Annotated in this window: 17 protein-coding genes; 4 read left to right on the forward strand and 13 right to left on the reverse strand. The window is 54.1% G+C overall.

The features are described from left to right. The 6 genes from VFE46_07100 to VFE46_07125 form a co-directional block, all read right to left on the reverse strand. Positions 1-375: PhoU domain-containing protein (locus tag VFE46_07100; GenBank protein ID HZZ27761.1), on the reverse strand; the 375-nt coding region annotated here is incomplete at its 3' end. A 20-nt stretch (positions 376-395) separates the two neighbouring features. Continuing rightward, positions 396-1,358: a phosphate ABC transporter ATP-binding protein PstB gene (gene pstB, locus VFE46_07105; GenBank protein ID HZZ27762.1), complete on the reverse strand. Its 963-nt coding sequence runs from the start codon at positions 1,356-1,358 to the stop codon at positions 396-398. 39 nt (positions 1,359-1,397) lie between these two features. Then, complete coding sequence (gene pstA, locus VFE46_07110) at positions 1,398-3,380, reverse strand: phosphate ABC transporter permease PstA (protein ID HZZ27763.1); 1,983 nt, start codon at positions 3,378-3,380, stop codon at positions 1,398-1,400. Beyond that, a complete protein-coding gene (locus tag VFE46_07115) occupies positions 3,370-6,024 on the reverse strand; it encodes a hypothetical protein (GenBank protein ID HZZ27764.1) in 2,655 nt (884 codons plus the stop codon). Before VFE46_07115 ends, pstA begins: the two co-directional genes overlap by 11 nt. Positions 6,025-6,067: 43 nt before the next feature. Next, positions 6,068-7,213: a phosphate ABC transporter substrate-binding protein gene (locus VFE46_07120; GenBank protein HZZ27765.1), complete on the reverse strand. Its 1,146-nt coding sequence runs from the start codon at positions 7,211-7,213 to the stop codon at positions 6,068-6,070. Between the two features lie 1,198 nt (positions 7,214-8,411). Next, positions 8,412-8,822, reverse strand: a complete 411-nt coding sequence (locus tag VFE46_07125) for a hypothetical protein (protein ID HZZ27766.1) — start codon at positions 8,820-8,822, stop codon at positions 8,412-8,414. Between the two features lie 947 nt (positions 8,823-9,769). Between VFE46_07125 and VFE46_07130 the strand changes: the two genes are divergently transcribed. Further along, positions 9,770-10,156: a hypothetical protein gene (locus VFE46_07130; protein HZZ27767.1), complete on the forward strand. Its 387-nt coding sequence runs from the start codon at positions 9,770-9,772 to the stop codon at positions 10,154-10,156. Positions 10,157-10,657: 501 nt separating this feature from the next. Then, the gene (locus VFE46_07135) at positions 10,658-12,031 is read left to right on the forward strand and encodes a Gfo/Idh/MocA family oxidoreductase (protein HZZ27768.1); all 1,374 of its coding nucleotides are present in this window, start codon (positions 10,658-10,660) and stop codon (positions 12,029-12,031) included. A gap of 35 nt (positions 12,032-12,066) precedes the next feature. Here VFE46_07135 and VFE46_07140 read toward each other — a convergent pair whose 3' ends face one another. Continuing rightward, complete coding sequence (locus tag VFE46_07140; GenBank protein HZZ27769.1) at positions 12,067-12,942, reverse strand: class I SAM-dependent methyltransferase; 876 nt, start codon at positions 12,940-12,942, stop codon at positions 12,067-12,069. Between the two features lie 62 nt (positions 12,943-13,004). On the opposite strand from VFE46_07140, the gene VFE46_07145 reads away from it, so the two are divergent. Next, complete coding sequence (locus tag VFE46_07145; protein ID HZZ27770.1) at positions 13,005-14,303, forward strand: MFS transporter; 1,299 nt, start codon at positions 13,005-13,007, stop codon at positions 14,301-14,303. Between the two features lie 23 nt (positions 14,304-14,326). On the opposite strand, the gene VFE46_07150 is transcribed toward VFE46_07145, so the two are convergent. Next, the gene (locus VFE46_07150) at positions 14,327-14,896 is read right to left on the reverse strand and encodes a hypothetical protein (protein HZZ27771.1); all 570 of its coding nucleotides are present in this window, start codon (positions 14,894-14,896) and stop codon (positions 14,327-14,329) included. Positions 14,897-15,342: 446 nt separating this feature from the next. Between VFE46_07150 and lhgO the strand changes: the two genes are divergently transcribed. Then, positions 15,343-16,542: an L-2-hydroxyglutarate oxidase gene (gene lhgO, locus VFE46_07155; protein HZZ27772.1), complete on the forward strand. Its 1,200-nt coding sequence runs from the start codon at positions 15,343-15,345 to the stop codon at positions 16,540-16,542. Between the two features lie 68 nt (positions 16,543-16,610). Here lhgO and phnD read toward each other — a convergent pair whose 3' ends face one another. From phnD to VFE46_07180, 5 genes are all read right to left on the reverse strand, one after another. Next, positions 16,611-17,714 carry a phosphate/phosphite/phosphonate ABC transporter substrate-binding protein gene (phnD, locus tag VFE46_07160; GenBank protein ID HZZ27773.1) on the reverse strand — a complete coding sequence of 368 codons (1,104 nt, stop codon included), beginning with the start codon at positions 17,712-17,714 and terminating at the stop codon, positions 16,611-16,613. Between the two features lie 200 nt (positions 17,715-17,914). Beyond that, entirely contained in the window at positions 17,915-18,358 is a 444-nt protein-coding gene (gene rpiB, locus VFE46_07165) for a ribose 5-phosphate isomerase B (protein HZZ27774.1), read from the reverse strand. Beyond that, positions 18,359-19,483, reverse strand: coding sequence for an L-threonylcarbamoyladenylate synthase (locus VFE46_07170; protein ID HZZ27775.1), 1,125 nt, complete (start codon positions 19,481-19,483; stop codon positions 18,359-18,361). It abuts the gene before it with no gap. Positions 19,484-19,673: 190 nt separating this feature from the next. Then, positions 19,674-21,428 carry a hypothetical protein gene (locus VFE46_07175; GenBank protein HZZ27776.1) on the reverse strand — a complete coding sequence of 585 codons (1,755 nt, stop codon included), beginning with the start codon at positions 21,426-21,428 and terminating at the stop codon, positions 19,674-19,676. A gap of 103 nt (positions 21,429-21,531) precedes the next feature. Continuing rightward, the gene (locus VFE46_07180; GenBank protein ID HZZ27777.1) at positions 21,532-23,700 is read right to left on the reverse strand and encodes an ABC transporter ATP-binding protein; all 2,169 of its coding nucleotides are present in this window, start codon (positions 23,698-23,700) and stop codon (positions 21,532-21,534) included. Positions 23,701-23,728: the final 28 nt, after the last annotated feature.

The raw sequence follows: 23,728 nt of genomic DNA on the forward strand, positions 1-23,728 counted from the left end.
TTTGGCTGCCATGCTGCGGAAATCGATGGGCAAATCCATGGGATCCGCCTTCGAAAGGTACACGACCCGCTTGGCTATGTTCTGTGCCAAGTCACCCATGCGTTCTAGGTCGTTATTAATCTTTAGCACTGCCACAACAAATCTTAAGTCCGTAGCAACTGGCTGATACAACGCCAGGATCTTAAGGCACTCTTCTTCTACGTCTACTTCCATGCGGTCTATATCGTTGTCCGCATCGATTACTTTTTTAGCCAAGACGGCATCACGATTGATCAGCGCGGCAATCGCCTTGGCAATTGCCTCCTCCACCAATGTGCCGACATAGAGGATTTTTTGCTTGAGTACTTCGGTTTGTCGCTGAATATGCTTCGTCATACTGCCATTTTATGACTGTTTTATCCGAATCTTCCAGTCACATAATCTTCGGTTTCTTTTAGAATGGGTTTTGTGAAAATATCTCGTGTTGGGCCGTATTCCAATAGACGCCCAAGATACATGAAGGCGGTGAAGTCGCTAGTACGTGATGCCTGTTGCATGTTGTGTGTTACGATTAACACGGAATAGGAACCGCGTAATTCTTGAATCAGGTCTTCAATTTTTCCAGTGGCGATAGGATCCAAAGCAGAGCATGGTTCATCGAGCAATAGCACTTCAGGCTCGGCGGCGATGGCCCTGGCGATGCAAAGACGTTGCTGTTGTCCGCCGGAGAGCTTTAGTGCGCTTTCGTGCAGATCTTTGTGTACTTCGTCCCAGAGCGCAGCGCCACGCAGGCTGCGCTCGCACACTTCGTCCAACAGACCACGATCGCGCTCGCCATCAATCCGAAGTGAATACACCACGTTCTCGTAAATGCTCATTGGGAACGGATTCGGTTTTTGGAAAACCATTCCCATCCGTTTGCGAAGCTCGATCACATCGACTGCAGTATGATAAATAGAATCGCCGTTAAGCAGCATGTCGCCTTCAATGCGAACGTGTGTAAGTAAGTCGTTCAACCGATTTACACTTCGCAACAATGTCGATTTGCCACAGCCCGATGGCCCTACCAGCGCCGTTACTTTATTGCGAGGGATGGCCATATTGATGCCGTGCAAGGCGTGCTTGTCTCCGTACCATAGGTTGAAGCCATTGACTTCCAATACGGGCTCTTCGTTGGCCACTGCTGGGTGTGTTTCGGTGGGAACCGTTGCGCCCTGCGCGATGGCTGCTAACCGCCCTGCCGCTAATGATGAAGGAATCGACCGCGGTAGATGTGGAAACGTCGATTCCTCCGCAATCGTAGGCGGCTCATGCGCCGATTCCCTGCCTGCCAGCGGATTCGGACCGGACAATGCTGCACTTGAACTTAATGCCGACATGGCAACCTCGAACGACGCTTGTAAGCGGATAGCATGGCCTCAAAATTGCGTAAGCATAAACCGTTTTCGCAACTTAGAACGTAAGTATACCGCACTGATGCTAAGCAATGCGACCATCCCAATCAACAATAAAGTAGTTGTAAAAACCATTGGTTTAGCGAGTTCGGAGTTGGGGCTTTTGAAGCCGACGATGTAGATTTGATAAGCCAAATGCATAAAGCTTCGCTCAGGATGCACAAATGGAAACACGCCGTCGACGGGCAACGAAGCCGACAAATCCTTCACGCCAACAAGAAGCAGCGGAGCGACTTCGCCGGCGCCACGGGCCATCGCCAAAATCATACCAGTCAATATGCCAGGCATTGCACGGGGAAGCACAATGCGGCGGATGGTTTGCCACTTGCTGGCTCCGCAAGCGTAGGAGCCTTCTCGCATTGAATTGGGTACTGCCGATAATGCTTCTTCGGTTGCGACAATTACGACGGGTAATGTGAGGAGAGCCAGCGTCAGTGACGCCCACATAATTCCGCCCGTCCCATAAGTCGGTGTGCCTTCGGACAAAGCGGCCCGAAAGAACACTTGATCGATTGTTGCACCAATTACATAGCAAAACAAACCTAGGCCGAACACGCCAAATACGATGCTGGGCACACCTGCTAGGTTATTAATCGATATTCGGATGGCGTTCACAATCGCGCCGGCCTTTGCATACTCGCGAAGGTATAACGCCGCAAGCACCCCGAAAGGTACCACTAACATCGACATGATGAGCGTCATGGCCACAGTACCCCAGATCGCTGGAAAAACACCGCCTTCCGTATTTGACTCGCGCGGGTCCGCACTCAAAAACTCCCACCAGCGCGAGGCATAAATCCCCAATTTTCCGAAAAGCGATAGCCGGTTGGCAGGGTAAGCGCGCACAATAGCAGCTAGTGGCAGTTCCAGAGCCTGGTCGTCTGCGGTGACAATCCGAATCACATAGCGGTTATTTTCGGCTTGTAATACTTTAATTTTTTGGGCGATTATGGCTTTGTCAGATGCAGCTTGACTTTCGACATTGTCATAGGCTGCTTGCTTGGCTGCAACCGATGCCGAGGAATGCTCGATGGCAGCACTATCATTTGGATGGTCTCGTCGCTGGTCCTGTAAATTTAGTTGTGCGCCGATCAATGCCAATCGTGTGGCTCGCTCCAGACGGTCAATAGCGCCTCGGTCGTATCGATCCAGCGCGGTAATCTGCCGCCCGCGGCCGACCACATCGCCGTGAAGTGCATTATATTTGCGCCACACCTCATCAGCACCGCTGGCGATGGATTTACCGTCGACCAACAAATCGGTTAGTGTACCGTAGCTGCGGCCGCCGTCAAAACGTTCCACCACGGTGGCCTGCTCGGGGTACGATTTCGATTGAATGGAGAATTCGTTCACCCACACGGCACGGCTGCCAGCGAAATCAACAGCGCTGGTGCGTCCTGTCCAAATCAATTGTCGGCGGAGCAAGCCGGAATGTGCATTCATCTCGGCCTGAGCTCTGGCGAACAGTACAGGAGCGCGCTGCTGAAGATCATCGAGAAATGACGGTTCGGGTTTGAAGCTCTCGCAGCGACTGATTTCGCCTAATAAAATGTCGGAGCCCAAGCTGATATTGTCGCTGACTTCAAATTGCACCAATGGCAGCGGCCAGAATGTTTGCAAGCCTTGATATGCGATAAGAACCAAGAGTCCAATGATCATTGCTAAAGCGGTCGCCAATGCTCCGCCGGTTAGCCAGACAAAGGGTGCCCCATGAGCTAAAAGCGTTGTGTGGGCCGACCACACGCGATGCTTGGAAGTGCGTGCTTGCTGCTGTCGCCCACCCGCCATGGTTTCATTCAATCCAGCCGTCGGAGTTGAGCCCGTCACAGCGACGCGCTGTATCTTGCCAGCAACGTGCGTGGGAATTGCGTTTTCTTGAACCTTGTCGCTCATTTGACTGGTTAAGTTGTGGGCGGCCGGTTGAAGGGTAATGGCTTTAAAGCTCATATGCCCTCCGACGGAAACGTTGTCGAACTATTTCAGCTACCGTATTCACGACAAATGTCACCGCAAACAATGTCAGCGCTGCCAAAAACAACACTCGATAATGCGTGCTATTTTTAGCTGCTTCGGGAAGCTCGGTGGCCAGCGCCATCGAAAGAGTTTCAAAGCCCTGGAAAATATTGAGATCCATCAGCGGGGTATTACCAGCGGCCATGAGCACGATCATTGTTTCCCCCACCGCTCGGCCTAGTCCAATCATTAACGCCGAAAACAATCCACTGGCTGCCGTCGGAATGACGATTCGCAAGGCGGTTTGCCATGGAGTTGCTCCCGCGCCTAAAGAGGCCGAGCGCAAATGTTCAGGCACGCTCGACAACGCGTCATCGGCGATTGTGTAAATCAAGGGGATGATAGCGAAACCCATTGCAAAACCAACCACCAGCGCGTTCCGCTGCACATACGTGCCGACAAATGTGCCGCGCGGATCGAGTTTTAGCGCATCAAGTGCCCAGGCAACTAGGAACGAAAGCGTAATTGCGAACAGCACACTGGCAATGAACTTTAGCAGTTCGGCAAAACCCGCCTGGATTCGCGACCAATGGGCCGCCCGACGGCGGAGCCAGGGGTTTATTTTTTGCGCTATCAGTACCGCGGTAAACAGCGCGGTCAGTGGCAGCAAAAGCAATACCCAACCGCCAGCTCCACTGCCGCGCTGGCCATCCAGCCATTCTTTAATGTCCCCCGCAAACAACCATTGTTCCACAAGCGGTCCTAACCGAATGCCTGCAAAAATGCCCAGGGGCATCATTAGAAAGATAAAAAGCAAACGGAATCGCGATAATCGCACGACCACATCGCTCGGAAGCAGTTGCCAAACGTATGCGCCTAACAAAAAAGACAGGGGAACCGTGAAAACACATGTCAGGGCTTGCGAAACGACTGATTCGATAAATGGCGCCACGACTAGACCGGCCAGAAAGCCAAGCACCACACTTGGCAAGCTAGCCATCATTTCGATGGTCGGCTTAATCCGAGATTTCATCCTCGGTTGTAAAAACTCACTGGAATAAATGGCCGCCAATAATGCCAGCGGCGCGCCGAACAGCATGGTATAAACCGTGGCTTTAAGCGTGCCGAATACCAACGGCATTAAGCCGAATTTAGCTTCCGAAGCATCGCTTCCTGTACTTTCCCAGGCGAGTTCTGGTTGTGGGTGGCCTTCGTACCATACTGGTAAAAACAACATTCCCAAAGTCGCTTCCGGATGCTGGGCGTCAAAATTCCACCGGGTGATACCCGCGGCAGTACACGCCAGTAGGCAATTTCCCTTGGGGGAAATGGCCAACGATTTAACGGGCCCCACATGAGGGCATTTCAGTTCCGCTAATGTACGCTCGGCAGCCGTATACAGCAGCTTCACCTGGCCGTCAGCAAATCCGGCTGCTATTAGCCGTGAGCGTGGCGAGGCCGCAATCGATGTGACCGCGTGCCCTTCGGCAGCAAACTCATGGGCTGCAACAAGCACACGATGATCTGGCGGGATTACGTCATCTGAAAGCCGATCAGCTTCGCCAATTTCCTTCGTAAACCATACCCGGATGCGGCCCAAGGTATCTCCGGCCACCAGAGAGCTTCGGCCCAAGAGCCACGACAACGCGGTTAGTGAGTGCCCCGACTCCGACACCAAATGCACTTCTTCTTCTAATCGCGGCGCGCGTGGATTGCGAGTCGAAAACCGTAATAGCCGACCACTGTTCCAGGCGATAAATACACCCTCGCCACGATCGGAAACGAGTACGTAATCGGGCGGAGTAGACACAGTTTTGGGCAGCGGTAAATCCGCACCAATGAACTCGCTTTGATCTTTATCAGTAATATCGCTGTGGGTCACAGCCAGCAAATTCGTCCGCAATTTGCCATCCGCCGAGAGCGTACAGATGTGTGTATCTGAGCCGACGGTTACATAGTCCAGCCGCGAGATTGCAGCATTTGCAGCCGCCAGCGGCGGCTGCAGCTTCAGTTCAAATTTCTGCCTTCGAAAGTCGCCTTGTTCAGTTCGAGCAACCAGTGATCCGTCGTCCAACTTCACAACTTCGCCTGGCAATAATTTTTGTGCCGCAGGGGGAAGTTGATCCGATGGGACCATTTGGTAATTAAATCGGATATCGCTCAGCTGCACATGTCCGTCGGCAAAACCGAACGCGGCCGATTGGCCGTCGATGGCCACCGACACCGCAGAAATGCCTGTCAAAGAAGTTTGCTCGGCCGTAAGCTGTTGGAGGATTTGGCCATTGTCGATCCGAAACACGCAAATGGCGCCATTCTGAGCAATTTCCCATGCCGTCAAGCGGTAATCGTCGATCCCCAGCGCCACGATTTTTTTCTCACCATTTTCCTGATTCTCAATTCCTGTTTCATGTGCCCCGGATTTCATTCCCGGGCTCACTGCTTTCTCTGGACCAACCTGAACAGGCAAAAACAGCGGGACCACCACCCACACCAAAAACAGGCACACCAGCGAAACCGCCACAATCGTTCCGATGCCGCCGACGGCAATCACCACGTGGGCCAACGAATTACTCAGCCTCACGTTCCAGTGAGTGGTTCGTTTGCGTCGGCGGCCGGTGAATGCAGGCTTATTTGGCATACTTGCTGCTTGTCATTTTTGATTCGCTGCCTGCGGCACGGTTTCATTCCAAGCCGACTTTCGCCAACTGCTTCTTGGCCATTGCAGCAGTAATCGGCAGGTTGCCATCTTTAATCACATCGCGCTGCCCTTGGCGGCTAAATAAATACAGAATGAATTCATGCCGCAGTGGATCCAGCGCGTTGGCTGAATTGTAGTTGATACTCAGCCACAAAGGACGCGTCATGGGATACTTGCCGTTGTATGCGTTTTCCGGCAGGGCAGGCACTAAACCGTTGCCACTGTCCAGCGCGAGCGCTTTCACATTCGGCGTTTTGTAACCAATCCCGCTGTAGCCGATGCCATAACGATCGTTGGAAATGCTATTGACTACCGCGGAACTGCCAGGCTGCTCCGCCACACTGGGTTTGAAATCGCCGCCGAATAGAGCGTGATCCTTAAAGTACTGGTAGGTGCCGCTGGCGGAGTTGCGGCCATACAGGCTGATGGGTTTTCCAGTCCAATCGCCTTTCAATCCCAAATCGCCCCAACGCAATATCTCTTTTTCGTAGCCTCCTTTGCGGGTCGACGAAAAAATGGCGTCCAGTTGCTCCAGCGATAAACTTTCCAGGGGACAATCTTTGTTCACATACACGGCCAACATGTCGATGCTGGTAACCAGCGTCGTTGGCTTGTAGCCAAATTTATTTTCGAAATCATCGATCTCCGAAGCTTTCCAATCTCGACTCATGGGTCCGAAGTTGGCCATGCCATTAATCAACGCTGGCGGGGCAGTAGACGAGCCTTTGCCTTCGATCTCCGCTTTCACGTCGGGATAAAAGTTCCTGAAGCCGTCCGACCACAGCAACATGAGGTTGATCATCGAGTCAGAGCCAATGGCTTTAATGTAGCCGGAAACTTCAGTCGATTGCTGCTGGTAAACGGGCAGGCGCGGATCAATTTGCACCGCGTCCGTTGTTTTTCTGACTTGCGCCGCGCCCGTTGGCGTTTCGGCTGACACGGTGTTCGTTGTTTTTCCGACTTGCCCGGTGGAAGTTGTTTCGCTTGGCTGAGCTGTTTCGTTTGCCTGAGCGGCTTGCGTGACGCCTGCGGAAACCAGCATCGAGTTTTCTTCTGCACAGCCCGCGCTTCTCGACCAAATCGCTGCGCAGATCGATAGAATGATCGCCAGCCAGAAGCGGAATTTCATCAGCAGGCTCGAAATAAGATGGTTTCGATGCGGCCAAAACGCGATTGGTCGCACCGTCAATGTACCTGCCGATTGTTAGAGAATTGTTAGCAGCGCTATGCTGGTTGTGTGTGATTATTGGGGTGCTACTTTTTCTAACAGTTCCCGAACTGTCCACTTATGCGTCGCGACGCCCGATGCCACCGCCGGGGTTCTGGATTGTCTTGCCCCTATCGTTGTTTCAGCAATTGCAGGGGTTTTTGTTTCTCACTTGATTTAAGTATTCCATAATCAAGAGATTATGGAATAGATCGGGCTTGATTTTTGGAAACTTTTATCAAATAATCTGGGCATGGAAAAACAACCACAACACGGTGGCCGGCGGGATGGCGCAGGACGGCCCCCAAAACCCCTCGCAGAGCGGCGGAACCAGGTATTCTCAGTAAAGCTGACCCTGGACGAAAAACGCCTATTGGAAGCGTCTAACGCCCGCAATTGGGCAAGGGACGTACTGTTAAAATCCGCTCGCAAAAGAGGCTAAAGCGGAGAGGGTGGGAGGTCGGAAAGTACATGACTACGGAGAGGCCGGAATGGTTCGCATGACTCGCTGCTTATCTGCAAGCCAATTATTGACCTGATTGAATTGCTGTCGCGGTGATCGCCGGTCTGTGAGAATATCGCGACTCTGGGGAACTTGCTGAATCCAAGTTGCTTTAACGACTGTCGCTTCAGTGAATCCAGTTACTTCATGTCCACCCGGCGCTCCAGGTTTACTTGGCATATCAAACCACCCAGAGTCGAGTGGGATATGAAATGTAGTAGTACAAACAGCAACCATTAGATCGACACCGGCGTCAATCTGAGCTTGTTTATTCAGTATGACGCAGAAGTGAGGACCTGCTGGCCTTCCCTGCGGATCATTAACATCAGCTCGGATAATACAGCCCGTGCGCAGATTGGAAGGTGCGCTCACAGTATGTCATGCTGAGGCTTGACCAGACGATAGAAGATATGCCGCGATTTCCTGTAGTTCTTCAACTGAGAAGGCTTCTCTCTCTAATCGCGCCCATTCCTGAACCTCAATATCGGGGTCGCACCAAACGATATCCTTCGTCGGAGTATTCCACACGGGTTTCGCTAATCTATCAGCGGCACCTGGGGTAAGCGGCACAGTGATTAGTAAAACATTCGCCATAATTGTGGTCGTAACTGGCATGTGTTAATTTTGTACTAATTGTGTGACATTAAGCGGTATAGTTTTGAGAATCTGGTTATCAACCCCAATGTCAAAGGCATATTTTCCGAATGACTTAAATTGAACAACCAATGTAAGGATTGCCATGCCTGTAGTCGGCTGTGTGACATCAAGTTTATTTTCGGAAAACTGCAATAGCTGATCTGTGGTGATTGACGTTCTAACGCCGTCGGGTTTTGTAATAGCTAAATTCAATCGATGTTCGGCCTTCAGTTCATCTGGCTCGCAGATAAATCTGGCAACCAAATTAAATGGTGGAACTTGTGCGGGAACTTCCGGAACTGATAGTATGTCGAATCCACCGCCAAATATGTGTAGTTTGCCGTTTGCCGTATGATCGGCATTCAATGCCAACATAGCGAAATCTAATTGCATTCAGTCCTGCGCGAAGCTATGGCTGTCACCGAATAGCACAGCCGACAATAGCCCCGTGAATCGCTCGCACGGAAGCATCCTGCCGACCGGTGTTCACGCGTGCAGCGTTAGTGGTCAAACTTTCAGTCAGAGGCAATAACCCCCCAGCCTAACAAAAATACGTTACTCTGTAAGTATCGTCATACTAGGCAGTTGCGCTCACCTATGTCAATAAGAGCGCGCATGAAATTTATCCTCGAATTAGGGTAACTCCTTACATACTAAGGTGTCGTACACGTGCCGAGATTTTTTCAGCTAGTCGGATATTAAGCAACGGCCTGCGACAGCGGCGGTTTGCCTACGTCCAACATGGGCGCGGGTCTTCCTACCGTTGGCCAGCATTGTAACAAACGACTGGCCCAATTCTGGCCAGATTTTTTGCCGTCGCCGATTGCTCAATTCCCGTGCCAATTGGTCCGGCTGATCCACTTTCGACACCCCGCTAGTCACATAGCACCGCTATGCTGGTTGTGTGTGATTAACTAGGTGGTGGTGTGTGGCTAGCCACAGCGATTAGTATGTCTCCTAACCCGGGCCCACTGGGTGAGCCAATCCATGAACGATAAGCAAATTGACCGACTGAAAGGGTACAAGGCAAATGCCGTCCATACGCAGGTCGTGGCTTAATTTGAAAAATGTAGCGGTGGCTGTCCTCAGCCACCATGCTTTATATTCGAGGAAAACGGCTGAGGACAGCCGTCACTACATTATCTCTGATCTAAATTAAGCCACGACCCGCACGCAAATTCAATTGACGCTCGGTGTCATTGTTTTTGTGTGGGCCATTTAACTGTTCGTTGAATTCGATCTGATGGCGACGCCCATACGCTACAATGCGGGGATGAAACGATCACAGTTTAGCCTGCGAGCGTGCGTTGTTTAATATTCTATTAGGCGACTTCACGTTTATGAAAATACAACGCACACTCGCCATACTGTGGCTCGCGGTGTTCATTGCCCTGCCGTGTTATTGGCTCTGGGAATTTCTGGAGAAATGCGCCCCGGCATACGACGGCATTCATGCTTGGCTCAGTCTGCTTTGCCTATTTGGCGTCGTCGCGAGCATTTTTTTATTCCAAGGTGCGAAGTGGGCACGCATTTCCATCGGCATGATCGCCATTTTTTTGGCAGTCGGTGCGCCTGGGGACATTTTTCAGACAGGATGGATGGGATGGATGCGGGCGGATAAGTGGGCGGATGATGCCACGTTCGTTTTTTCACTGGTGACAGTCGTGCTTTTGCTTTTCCCTAGACGCATACCCATCGCCAAACAAAACGCTCCTACATCCAATTGAGTTTCAGCACCCCGCTGGTAAGACACCACCCTGGCTAGCTCCATTTTGATGCATTAGTACCGCGACTCTTGAAATTGGGCCAGTGTTTGTGGTAAGCTTGTCGCACGTTAGTGATCTTATGTACACTATCAATTAATCCCGCTGGCGACCGGCCGGAAATTGCTTGCCCGTTAGCCCAACGGTCGCGGGGTGGAAATCAACCGTTCGGCCGCCATACTGACACCCAACCTTAACACGCAACCGCGAAACTACTCACCACCAATGCCCACCGATCAACCAAAACGTGCCGATTTTTGTCTGCTGTGGCGATCCGACTCGCCGGTAGTTCTCGATCCCCAGGGCGCGAAGCGGACGCATAATGGCCAGGTTTTGTCAGGGAAAAAAATTTCCCGGACAAATCGACAAAACGGTATCTCACCCCGGAGGTTAACTATCGCACCAGTTATTGAATGAGCGCATAATAACGTGATTGGTCGCCATACTATTTCATCGAGACACGTCATGGATCAAATTTGTCCCGCCTCCACCTCTCGTCGTGAGTTTTTGAAAAGCACTGGCTTGCTCGCCGCCGGCACGGCCTTGACCGCCGCGGCGGTTCCACAGGTTCATGCCGGCGAGGATAACACCATTCGCTTGGCGCTGGTGGGTTGCGGCGGGCGCGGCACCGGCGCCGTGGGCGATGCACTTTCCGTGCGGCACGTGCCCATCAAGCTAGTGGCCATGGCCGACGTGTTTCATGACCGGCTGAATGAAAGTTACAAAACGCTGAAGGAAAAGCATACCGACCAAATCGACGTGCCGGACGATCACAAATTTATTGGTTTCGATGCATATCAAAAGGCAATGGATTGCTTGCGGCCCGGCGACATTGCCATTTTCGCCACGCCGCCGGCATTTCGGTGGGTCCATTTTACCTACGCCATTGAGAAGAACCTGAACGTGTTTCAAGAAAAACCGTTGGCGGTGGATGGTCCGGCGGCGCGAAAAATGTTTGCACTGGGCGAACAATCGCGGCAAAAGGGTTTGAAAGTGGCCGTCGGCTTGATGTGTCGCCACTGCCGGGCCCGTCGCGAACTGTACGATCGCATTGCCAACGACGAAATTGGCGATCTGCTGTTGTTGCGGGCCTATCGGATGTCGGGGCCGACAGGGTCGTGCTTTTCCGGTCCCAAACCGGAAAAAATAAGCGAGCTGATGTGGCAGATCCAGCGCTTCCACAGCTTCCTGTGGGCCAGCGGAGGTTCGTTCAGCGATTTTTTAATTCACAACATCGATGAATGCTGCTGGATGAAAGACGCCTGGCCAGTGCAGGCCAAGGGTTACGGTGGCCGGCACTTCCGGGGCGATAACGTGGATCAGAATTTTGACAGCTACACCGTGGAATACACGTTCCCCGACGGAGCCAAGTTCATGCTGGAAGGGCGCAACATCGCTGGCTGCTACGATGAATTTGCCAGCTATATTCATGGCACGAAGGGGAGCGGAGTGATTTCCACTTCGGCCCACACGCCGGCCAAATGCCGGCTTTATAAAAGCCAGCACATCAACACCAAGGACGACTTGGTGTGGGCGTACCCACAACCGGAAAAAAATCCGTACCAACTGGAATGGCAAGATTTAATCGATGCCATTCGGCACGATTATCCGTACAATGAAGTGCAGCGCGGGGTGGAAGCCAGCTTGGTAACCGCGATGGGTCGGATGGCGTGCCATACCGGAAAGTTGATTACGTACGACGACATGCTGCACTGCGATCATGAATTTGCGCCGAATGTCGATAAGCTCACGCTCGATTCCGCATCGCCTCTGGTGGCCGACAAAGATGGAAAATATCCGGTGCCGATGCCTGGCCTGAACAAGCGTGAATATGCTTAAGGCGGTTTGAGTGAAGCTGTTGGACCGTGCTGCTTCTACCGTCGCCGCAGGACAAACAGCGCGTCGCACAGCTCGTTATCGAGCTTTTGCGGTTCGCTCATGTCGTACCAGAAGTCGAAGACTTCGACCAGTTCCAACTGGCGCACGCTCTTAAATAACCGCCGAATTTGCGCGGCGGTGTATAACCGGTAATCGAACTCATCGCGCAGCCGTGTTATGGTGGCCGGCGTGCCGTTTATAGTGCGATTCTTTTTCCCGCCGTTTGATTTTCCGTTGGTGTGCGGGTGGTCCTGGCCATTTCCGTTGCGGCCATATTGGCGAACCAGCAAGTTAATGCGTAGCCGCTCCACCCGGCGCTTTTCGTCCGAGGCAATGACTCTCAGGGTAGAGGTGACATGTGTGCGTCCACGTTGTCCGACCCAGCGTTCCATGCCCAGCGGTTCGGCATCGGGCGGGGCCAAATGCAGGCCAAGAAAGAACAATCCGCCCGGCCGCAGGGCTGCCCCCACGCTTTGCAAATGGCTGCGCGCGGCGGTTTCCGTGGTCAAAATCCGAAAGCTGTTGAACGTGCAGCAGGCGGCATCGAATCGCTTGGGAAAGCGAAAATTCGTCATGTCGGCTTTGAGCACGTGGGCTTTGAGCTTGCGACGTTTCAGCTTTTGGCGCAGCAAATCCAGCGAGGGTTGGCTTAAGTCGAACCCGGTCACGTCGTATCCACGGCGGGCCATTTCGACGACAATTCGGCCGCTGCCGCAAGCCGGCTCCAGCAATTTTCGCACTGGAAATTTGCACCAGCGATCGAAGGCTTTCTCGAAAAAATCGGCTTCCTTTTTGGTTTCATTCTCGAAGCCGATTTCAAACCACTGCGGATAATCGAACCAGGAAGTACACAGGATATCGTTTTTTTTCATGGATGGCACTGGGATTCCCTCAAGATACAATCAACGCCAAAACGGAGCAACCTCTATAGCCGATGTTCCAAAAACCTGCAACCCGCCAGTGGCTGAATCGCACGGTGTGGGGCATTGTCGTGGCCACGTTTTTTTCCGACGTGAGCCACGAAATGGCCACCGCCGTGCTGCCGGACTTCATCAAATCGGTGGGCCTCGGTCCGCTGGCGTTGGGACTGATCGAGGGACTGGCTGATTTTCTCGTGAGCATTTCTAAGCTGGGCGGAGGCCTGCTGGGGCATTATGTGCGCCACAAGAAGCCATGGACGGCGTTGGGGTACCTAATTACCACGGTGTGCACCACCGCCATTGGATTTACCAAAACACTCACGGCCATGATTACGCTGCGCACGGTGGCTTGGGCGGGCCGTGGCTATCGCTCTCCGCTGCGAGATTTTTTGCTGGCGGATGCCGTGGAACAAACGCATTATGGCCGAGCGTATGGTTTGGAGCGCGCCGGCGACATGCTGGGCGCCACGGTGGGGCCGCTGTTAGCCGCGGCCATGGTTTGGTGGCACGTTGATCCGTCGATCATTATCAAATGGGGCCTGGTGCCAGGCATTTTGGCGGCAGCATCGATTTATTTTGTGGCCAAGGAGCGGGATGAAACCAGCGCGCAGACCGAAAAAAAATTGGCAGAGCAGGCGGACATCGCCGACAGCAAAAGAATTCAGTGGCAAAAATTTCCAAGATTATATTTGTTGATTCTAGTGGGAGTGCTGTTGTTTGGCATCGGCGATTTTTCGCGCACCTTTCTAGTGTGGCTGGCGGCAATGGCAATGAACACTGGCGCCGCGGCGCGAGGCTCGACAACAACAGCAAGTGCCGCTTTAACTGGCGCGACGATCCTGCATTTCGCGGCGCTGCCGATGTTGCTGTATGCCATGCACAATGCCGTCAGTGCCGTGGTCGCTTATCCGGTCGGGCATTTGGGCGATCGTCGGGCCAAACTGCCGCTGCTGGTTGGAGGTTACACATTAGGCGTGGCGACGAATGCACTGTTGGCCATGGAAAACGGCTCGATGGCCTGGTTGTCATTGGTTTTCGTCCTTTCCGGCACATACATCGCTGTTGAGGAAACGTTGGAAAAGGCGGTCGTGGCCGATTTGCTGCCGCGCGAAATGCGCAGCCTGGGATTGGGCATTCTGGCTTGCGCCAACGCAGTCGGCGATATGGTTTCCAGCTTGTACGTGGGCTTTTTGTTGCGCCAGGGGCGGCCGCAATGGGCGTTTGGAATTGCAGCGGCTGCGGGCGCCGCAGGAGTTGCCTGGTTGTTGTGCTTATTGCCGCGGACCGAAAGAGCGCTGCGCAGCAGCCCATAGAAACTTAAATTCTGGCCAGCGCGTTAGAAAGCCGCACGCGGCAAATCGCGGCGATAAGGCGGCTCCTCGTGCGGCGGCAAATCGTTGCCGAAATCTTCGGCCCATTGCTCGCGCTCTTCAGGCGTTGCGTAGTAGCGCAGCCATAGTTGGGCATCGCCGCTGGCGTCAGAACAATCCCAGTGAAGATAGGTGGAGGAGTTGTCGATTTTCTTTTCGGGCGACGGGAGGATGTTTCGCCAAATGAGGCAATACAGCTCGCGGTCGGTGAGATGATCGGTGAAATCGAGTACGACACGTTTGGCAAACAACTTGTGGATGACTTCGTACAGGGACGTGTGCAATTGATCGTCGTCAAGTTTATCGGGCGCCGGCGGAGCAAGCTCGGGAGTGAACCATTGACAGATCGGGAGGATCGGCGCTTTTTCCCAAGCCAGCATTGAGGCCAGAAATTCGTTTTCGACCGGCGTGGGAACTTGCTCTTGGTTTAAACTCAGCACCGCTTCGTCGAGATAAGGCTCCAGCTCGTCGCGTAATTGAGCGTTGCGCAACAAATGGTCCACTTCATCCGAATTAGGCTGATGAACCGACGACATACGGCGAAGTGCTTTCAACAAGGTGATGGAACACGAACCCGGAACGCGGTTTCCGCCGGGCATTTTCAGTTTCAAACTGCGGCCCGAGCCGGACAGGTGTTCGGAACTACTCCCGAGCAGGCTAGGAATACCGTTTGTATCCAGATCCAGCGCGGGGCAGTGCCCTGGCCCTAAATCTCGAATTTAATTACGCTTTGCGATACTGCAACTAGAATGGAAGAGAATCCAACAATTTTTATTTGATATCGTCTTTGCACATTCGGCACGACCGCGAGACTGCAGCCGTAGGGCTTGCTTAATCGTTAAACTCCCAAATGTAGCAGGCAGAAGTGGTCGAAACGGGCGTTTTTTGACAGGTGAATTTGGCCTTTGGCGGGGAGCGGAAAAGTGCCCTTGGCCAGTTGCAAATTTCGTCTCTGTCCCCCTCTCCATCGAATTTGAATTCAATGCAGACCTCCGACGTACTGATTGTGGGCGGCGGCATTGTGGGGTTGGCGACGGCGTATCATTTGACCCGCGAATTTCCTAATCGCCGGGTTACGGTGCTGGAGAAAGAGCTTGAATTGGCACAGCACCAAACGGGACACAATTCGGGCGTACTGCACTCGGGAATTTATTATCGGCCGGGCACGTTGCGGGCACTTAATTGCCGCGCGGGCAAAGCCGCGATGGAGCAATTTTGCACCGCGGAGGGAATCCCCTTTGAGATTTGCGGCAAGGTGATTGTGGCGCTCGACGAGAGTGAATTGCCGGCGCTCAATCGAATTTTTGAGCGCGGCCAAGCCAACGGCGTGCTGTGCGAAATGATCGGTCGCGCGCAATTGACAGAATTGGAGCCGCATACCGCCGGCATCAAAGCCATTCACGTGCCGGAAGCGGGCATTGTGGATTACTCGGCGGTGTGTCAACGGTTGGCGGAGCGAATCCACGAAGCGGGTGGCCAAATTGTGTGCGGTGCCCGGGTGAAGGCCATGCACACCACCCATGACGGCGTGACTGTGGAAAGCACCGCCGGTGATTTTCCAGCCGCCTGGGTCGTGACGTGCGCAGGATTGCAATCTGACCGTGTGGCCAAACTCAGCGGGCAACAGGTCGATCCAAAAATCATTCCCTTTCGGGGCGAATATTTTGAGTTGAAGCCGGCAGCGCACTTTCTTTGCCGCAATTTAATTTATCCGGTGCCTGATCCAAATTTTCCGTTTTTGGGAGTGCATTTCACGCGGATGATTCAGGGCGGCGTAGAGTGTGGGCCGAACGCCGTGTTGGCCTTTGCCCGAGAAGGTTACCGCAAACGAGATATCTCGCTGCGCGACTTGGCCGAAACGCTCACGTATTCTGGGTTTTTGAAAATGGCGGCGAAATACTGGCGAACCGGCTTGGGCGAGATGTGGCGGAGCTTCAGCAAGCGTGCGTTTGTGCGGGCGCTGCAGCGATTGGTGCCGGCAATTCAAATGGAATATTTAGAGGCGGCGCCCAGCGGAGTGCGTGCCCAGGCGGTGGCTCCCGACGGCGCCATGTTGGACGATTTTTTAATTTTGGATACCCAGCGCGTGGTGAATGTATGCAATGCGCCATCGCCGGCGGCCACCGCCTCGCTGAACATCGGCCGGCTGATTGTCGAGAAGTTGGCGGCGCGCTGGAGATAAACGAACAGCGCAACAGGCCGGAGCGTTTTCGCCGTTCAGTCCGCGTAGGTCGTTTGCGGCAGCAGTAACTACGGCGATTGGGAAACCGTATTTTTTTCAATCGCGACGTCTGGCGGATCGCGGACCGCGTCCGCCACAATCCGGGCCCATTCAAAATCGTTCTTATAAGAAACAGGCACGAATTTGGTGGCTAGAGTTCCGGCGAATTGTTTTTCGATACCTGTGCCGGACCAAGAAAACTCCAGCATGGCTGCGCGAATTTTTTCAGCCAGTTCAGGCTTTAAGTTATACACATATCCCAGCGTCGCCGGCGGAAATCCCTTGGATTGGTCGATGACTTGCAATTTTGCAAGATCGGCCGCGCCGCCGGCCACGGCCCGCTGCAACATATCGCTAGCGACCGCCGCCGCCTGGTACTGCCCAGCGGAGACGCCATCGATCGATCTTTGATAAGACATAGAAAACCGGCAATTGTAATCGCGCTGAGGCAGCAGGTCGCGATCTTTCAACAAGATGAGCGCCGCTTTATATCCGGCATTGGAGGTGCGGTCGGTAAACGTAATTGTTTGCCCTTTCAAGTCTTGCAGGGAATGCAGCGAACTTCCCGCGGGTACAATAATTTGCGAAGTGTAATTGACAATGCTGCCATCTTCGCGTCCTGGTGCGCAAACGGGCACAAAGCCGCAAGTGTTTACCGCCAATTGAACGTTGCCGGTATTGAAGCCGGCCACTTGGAGCTTTCCGTCTCGCATGGCCTGCATTTCGTCTTCGCGATTTTTAAAGGCGACCACTTCGACCGGCTTGCCGATTTTCTTGGAGAGAAAATCAGCAAATTCCTTCCAGTTGACGCGCTCTTCATCCGCCGCATCCGAGCCAATGAATGAAAATACAATTTTATCGGGATCGATTTGCTGCGCTGGATCTTTCGGCGGGTCAGCCACCAGGTCGCCGTCGGCATCGGTATATTGCGGATCAAGCGTCATGGGAGTGGCGGTGCCAAAGCCCATTTGCGCCAGCATGGTCGATTCTTTCTGGCGCGACGGTTGTTCCCACTCTCTGGATTTCACAACATACACCACGCCAATAACCACCACGGCCAACACCAACAGCGTCACGACACGGGCGAATGAAAACGACGATTGCGGAACCGACGGTTGCGGAGCAGAACTCATAACAAGCGCCCTCGAAGAAAAGATGGAAGCGATCGCCAGCCCGGAACCTGGCAATCAATGCTTCAAGATAACCAGATGGTAGCCGACCTGGCAAGCAATGCCATGCAATGATTGGGCTTTTTGGGGCCAGAACGTGGCAGCGGCCGAATGGGTTTTTTGAGAGGTGTTGCCGAAAATCGCGGCACTGGGGAGAGCTCCAGTCAATCGCCATGCTCTAAAGCGGCGATCTTTTCCAGCCGACGGCTATGCCTCCCCCCCTCAAACGGCGTGTTTAGCCAAACCTCCACCAAGCGATCGATGAGCCGTTCCCCCAGCATGTCGGCGGAGAGGCACAGCACGTTCAGGTCGTTATGGCGGCGGCTCATTTCGGCCGTCAGGTCGTCATAACAGGGGGCTGCACGCACGCCCGGAATCTTGTTGGCGGCAATGCACATGCCGATGCCGCTGCCACACAGCAGAATGCCGCGGTCCACCTCGCCTGCGCTTACTTTTCGGCCGACGGCGGCGGCCAAATCAGGGTAATCGCAGCTATCGGCGTTGAATGCGCCGACATCGGTCACTTCATGCCCGAGTTTGGACACCAGTTCGATCAGTTTTGTTTTGACCTCGAAGCCGCGATGATCGCAGCCAACGGCAATTTTCATTTACAACTCCAAATCTTTTAGCCGCGATTCCAGCTCGGCCTTAATTAGTTCCGCACTACGCCGGTATTGCTGTTCGGGGCCGCCGATGGGATCGGGAATATCTTGCCCATCCATACTGAGCAAATGCACCCGGCCGCCGGCTGCGGGCCATTGCGACAAAATGGCCTGCCGATGGGCCCGGGTCATGGTCCAAATAATATCGGCATGCCGCACCAATTGCTCGGCCAAGGGCTGGCTTTCGTGATGCGACAAATCGACGCCAATTTCGGACAAAACCGCCACGGCTTCCGGGCTGGGCCGCCCGCCCATGCTGGCCGAAATGCCAGCCGACGAAATCGTTACGCCGCGGTCTTGCAATTCGTCCGGCGTACAATGCAGCCGAGCGGCCAGCATACTGCGGCACAGCGCTTCGGCCATTGGGCTGCGACAGGTATTGCCAGTGCACACAAACACAATGCTCAGACAGGCCAACCGCGAAAGCGTTTGTTCCGAAACCACTCCGCCGCGGATGACTTCAAAACCGCACTCGCCAATTTTGATGACGGACGACGACTGTCCGAAGCGTGTGCGTCCATCGTCGAGCACAAGGGCCACATCGTCCCCCAGGCCAGCGACCACTTGTTGTGCAGTCAGTGGATCGGGTTGCCCGGCGCGATTGGCGCTTGTCAGCGCCACGGGGCCGACAATTAACTTCAAGGCGTCCAGCAAAATGGGATGCCCTGGCACACGCAATCCCACGGTTCCCGTCGGAGTGACGGCTTTGCGAACCTCCTCCGGCAATCGGTTCAGCAAACTTTCGGGATGATGGTTGGCGCAAACAATGGTGACCGGCCCCGGCCAACAACGGCGGGCCAAGCGTTGGCCTAAGGGGGTCATTTGAGGGACATAATCGAGCGCCTCGTCGGCGCTTTTAATGCCCAAGGTTAGCGGTGGTTGTCCGGGGGAGCGGCGCTTGGTTTTTAGCATGTTGGCGATAGCGCTGGCGTTCAAGGCACTGGTGGCCAGAGCATAGACGGTTTCTGTGGGAAAGGCCACGAGTTTTCCTTCGGCCAACGCCTGCACGGCGCGGTGGATGCAATCGCGCGTATCCTCAGCGCTGCGAACATCGATCAGAAGAGGCGGCATCGAAATCCCTTCCCGTTAGCCTGCCGCAGCTTGCACGTTGCGACATTGGCCACTGGCCCAATTCAAAAGAAATCCCATTGCAGGCGTCTTTCCAAGCGTCCTCCGCACGCCCGGCAGCAAACCCTGCTACTAATAAATTTATCCGCCGGGCAGAGCTACGGTCAAGTTACAGGGGATAGGGCCGATCTCGTTAGGGTAGCTTTTGGCGGGCAGCCGGCAGGAGACAGGTTTCGCCGATCTTCGGCGGTATAAACGGGATAAAACGGCCCGCTTGCCAGCAGACCCAGTGCAGCGATCGGTCTTCCAGCGGCGCCTTAAACCGGTACAAGACATCGACCGGCCGCCCGTCGGCCGAAACCTGCCGCACCGTAATGTCCACGGCCGGCAGAGCAACCGTGCTGCTTTGAGGCAGGGGGTGCTCCACGCTGGAACCGAGCAGGGACAAGGGATCCGTAAAATATCCTTCTTCGGCATGCACCAAGAGCGAGTCGGCGTCGGGCCGCGAAATACTAAGGGGTGTGCTGGCAGGAGCCAAAACGACGGTGCTGCGAGGCAGTGGATCGCCATCGACAATTCGCTGCGAGAGCAAATCCTGCACTTGCATTGGCAGCGGATGATTGACAATCAACAAATTTCGATTTTCTTCATCCGCCTCGACGCCTGGAATCACGTGCATGTTGCCCAGGAATTGTGGCGGACCCAAAGGAAAGGCGGCCATGACCACCAATACCAGCGGAGCCAGAACCAAATGAATCAGCGACATCACACTAATCAGCACAGCGTGAAAGATTTTTTTCGCGAGGGTGACATGCCAAAACCGGGCCCGCATCGCAGCGGCCAAGTATTGTCCCAGCAATCCCATGGCCCCGATCCCAGTCAACAACAAGTGGCGGTTCATGGGCACCGCCGCGGCGATGGGCAGCGTGGACAACAACATCCCCACCGCCCAAAATCGTGCTACAGCGCTGGTCCGCAGCAACGAAAGCAATGCCATCGTCAAGAGCGATAGAACGACGAATCCAGCCAAAGCCAGACCAGCAATGCCATGTGAACTAAGGAACAAGTTGATTTCGGCCGGCGGCAACGCCCATTGCCCGAGCAGTAAAATGGGAATGCGCATCAGAGCGCTGCCGATGAAACCAAGCGGATCGGTCAACGGATCCAAATAAAATAGCCCTGTTTCCACCACGCCGTAGTGTTGCCAACTCCAAGCAATGCGCCAAACGACGACGACCATTGCATACGGCAGTAAGCAGCCAAATTTGCGGCGCCACCGATCTCGGCTGAGCGTTACTTCATAAGCAAACACGTATGCACACGTGCCCAGGCCGGCCTCGGCGGAGAGCAAACTGGCGGCCAGCAAAATGGGGGTCATGGCGGCGCACCACTTTCGTCCATCGCGCCGCCAGCCCAGGTGAGTACTAACGGTTAACACTCCAAAAAACGCCGCCAGCACTGCATTTCGGTTGGCGAGCCAAGCAGCCGGAATGGCATGCGCTCCGTCTATGGTAAACAGCAATGTGGCCAATGCAGCGGCTATTGTTCGACCTAAAGTTTGGCGATAAAGCAGCGCCACACTCCCCAAAAATAGGCAAAACCACACGATGCTGTGCAAATGCATGGTCCACGGCGAATTCGGCCACAGCGTGTAATCGACCAAGTGCGTAAATGCGGTAAGGGGCTTCCAAAACGCGGCTCGAAGATTGGGGGATGACCACCAGGGAAGAAATCCAATTTCTTTGCCGCGCTCTACCCGCTGTGGGTTGCCATCGGAAAAATCGAACATATCGAGCGGTGGGTGGCCAAACTCAGGGTACTTTGGCGAACCCAGCAAAAGCCATCGCTGGTAATAATCGTCCAGCGCCCAGCCGACATGCAGGGCCGGCAATACCAGGACCATCGACACCGCGATCACTGCCAAGGGGAACCTAGGCTTGAGCAACATCGCAACAAGGCAGCGCCGGCACGCCGGCAATGTGGCAGATTGGTTCATGTCGATTGGCACTTGAGCGAAGTGCTTCTCAAACTATGATACCAGCCATGAACACTCAAGCCGATTCGCGAAGATGAATTTGATATAGCCGGCGGTAAAGATCGCAGCGGCTGACAAGCTCGTCGTGCGTCCCTAAATCGGCCACGCGACCGTTGTCCAGCACGAGCACACGGTCGGCCAAGTCGAGCGTTTGCAAGCGGTGCGTAATGATGATGGAGGTTCTGCCACGCGCAAATTGCTCCAGCACCTTGTGAATTAACTGCTCGCTTTCCAAATCGATTTGACTAGTCGCCTCGTCGAGAATGAGGATTGGCGGATCGCGCAAGATGGCCCGCGCCAATGAAATGCGCTGCCGCTGCCCTCCGGATAGCCGGCCGCCCAATTGCCCTACGTTGGTGTCATAGCCCTTTTCCAGCAGTTCTTCGATAAACCGATGCGCATAAGCTTTACGGGCCGCATCGATCACCTGTTGCTTGGTCGCCAGCGGCGAGCCATAGCGAATGTTATTGAACACCGTATCGTCAAATAGCAGCGGCTCTTGCGTAACCAAACCAATTTGACTGCGCAAATCGCGCAGGCGGACTTCCCGCAAATCGACATCGTCAATGTGGATCGAACCGCTGTTAGGGTCATAAAATCGCGCAATTAAATTGGCCAACGTGGTTTTTCCAGAACCGTTGGCGCCGACAATCGCCAGCGTTTCGCCGTAAGGAATGCGCAGGCTAAGATTGCGGAGCACCGGCTGATCGGCCAGGTAACTGAAGCAGACCTCGTCGAAAACAATATGCCGATGATGGCGCGCCAGCGTGCGCGGCTTGGCAGGATTGCACACGCTGGGTTCACGATCGAACAGCTGATATACGCGATCGGAGGCGGCAAAGGCCCGTTGGATGCTGTTGAACACGTCGGAGAGCCGTCGGGCTGGGTCGATCGAACCGGCCAACATGGCGTAAAACAATGCTAAATCGGTGAATTCCAGCGGCCGATCGCAAATTTTAATGCCCAACAGGTAAGTTTCGTTCTTAATGATAAGATACGTGCCCGCCAAAATGGTAAGGCAAATCATCGTGATGCCGGCCAGTTCGGTCACGGGATGAATCAGCGCATCGAGCCACGCAATTTTCATTGACTTGCGGTAAAACGCTTTGCTGTTTTGATGAAACCGCAGACGTTCGTGGCGTTCCATGGTGAAGGCTTTCACCACCTTAATGCCGCCAAACGTTTCGCTGAGAATGTTGTACAGCGTGGAAGTTTCTTCCAAGGCTTTGCGGTTGGCGCGCTTCAGAGTTTTGGACAGGCGGCGGATTAGGTAGCCCGCCAGCGGAGCGATTAATAGCGAAATGACCAGCAGCCGCCAGCAGATGAGGGCGGCGAAAATCAAGCAAGCCAGCATTTTTAACGGCTCGCGCACCGCCTTGCCGATGACGGTTTGAATACCGCTATTGACAGCGGCGATGTCGTTGGTGAAGCGCGTCATTAATTCGCTGACCCGGGCATCGCTGAAGCTGCCTAAATCCATCCGCAACGTGCGGCGGTAGAATTTTTTACGCAAATCGAGCGTAACTAAGTTCGAGAGCCGATCGACCAGAACCGAATCGAGTACGAGAAAAATGTTTTTAAGAATGTAGCCGGCCGAAATGACCATCATGATGACGAACAAAGCTTGATAGGCATCGCCGGGCAAATACTTCTCCACGTAGGGCTGGAAAAGCAGGCAGTGTTTCAGGTGCGATTGCTCGGCCCTGAGGCCGTTTCGGCCGGTTGTCAGTTCCGATTGCAGGCGATGCAGCTCGACAAGCAAATGGTTTTGATCGGCGGAAGGCTGCTGATCGGCGGGGGCGGCCGAGGCCTGGGCGTCTTTTTTTTCTTTGAGTTCCGCTTGTTTCTCTTTCACCTCGGTCTGGAGCTGCTCGGTTTTTGCAGTCAAACCGTCGATTTTGGTCTGTGTTTGCGCGATGTCGTCGCGCAGCCAATCTTGCAGCGATTCGTGGCTGCTGATGACCGCCAACACCGGAAAAACGCCGGAAATGTTTAGGCCCCACAACAGCGCCACCATAATGGCGGTGAATGTGGAGGCCGCCAGCGTCCACTTATAGCGGAACACCAACCGCAGCGTGCGGTAAAAATTGTTCATTCCAAAGCCATCCGTGGCAGGGTAAATCGGCGGAAGTTGGTTGGAACTCCGCGCTTCGTGCGCGAAGTGCGCGCGCGGAACAGGGCCCATGACCATTGCTATCACTCAAGCCCGTTCA

It is taken from the genome of Pirellulales bacterium, from assembly GCA_035656635.1.
In the GTDB taxonomy this organism is placed as follows: Bacteria; Planctomycetota; Planctomycetia; order Pirellulales; family JADZDJ01; genus DATJYL01.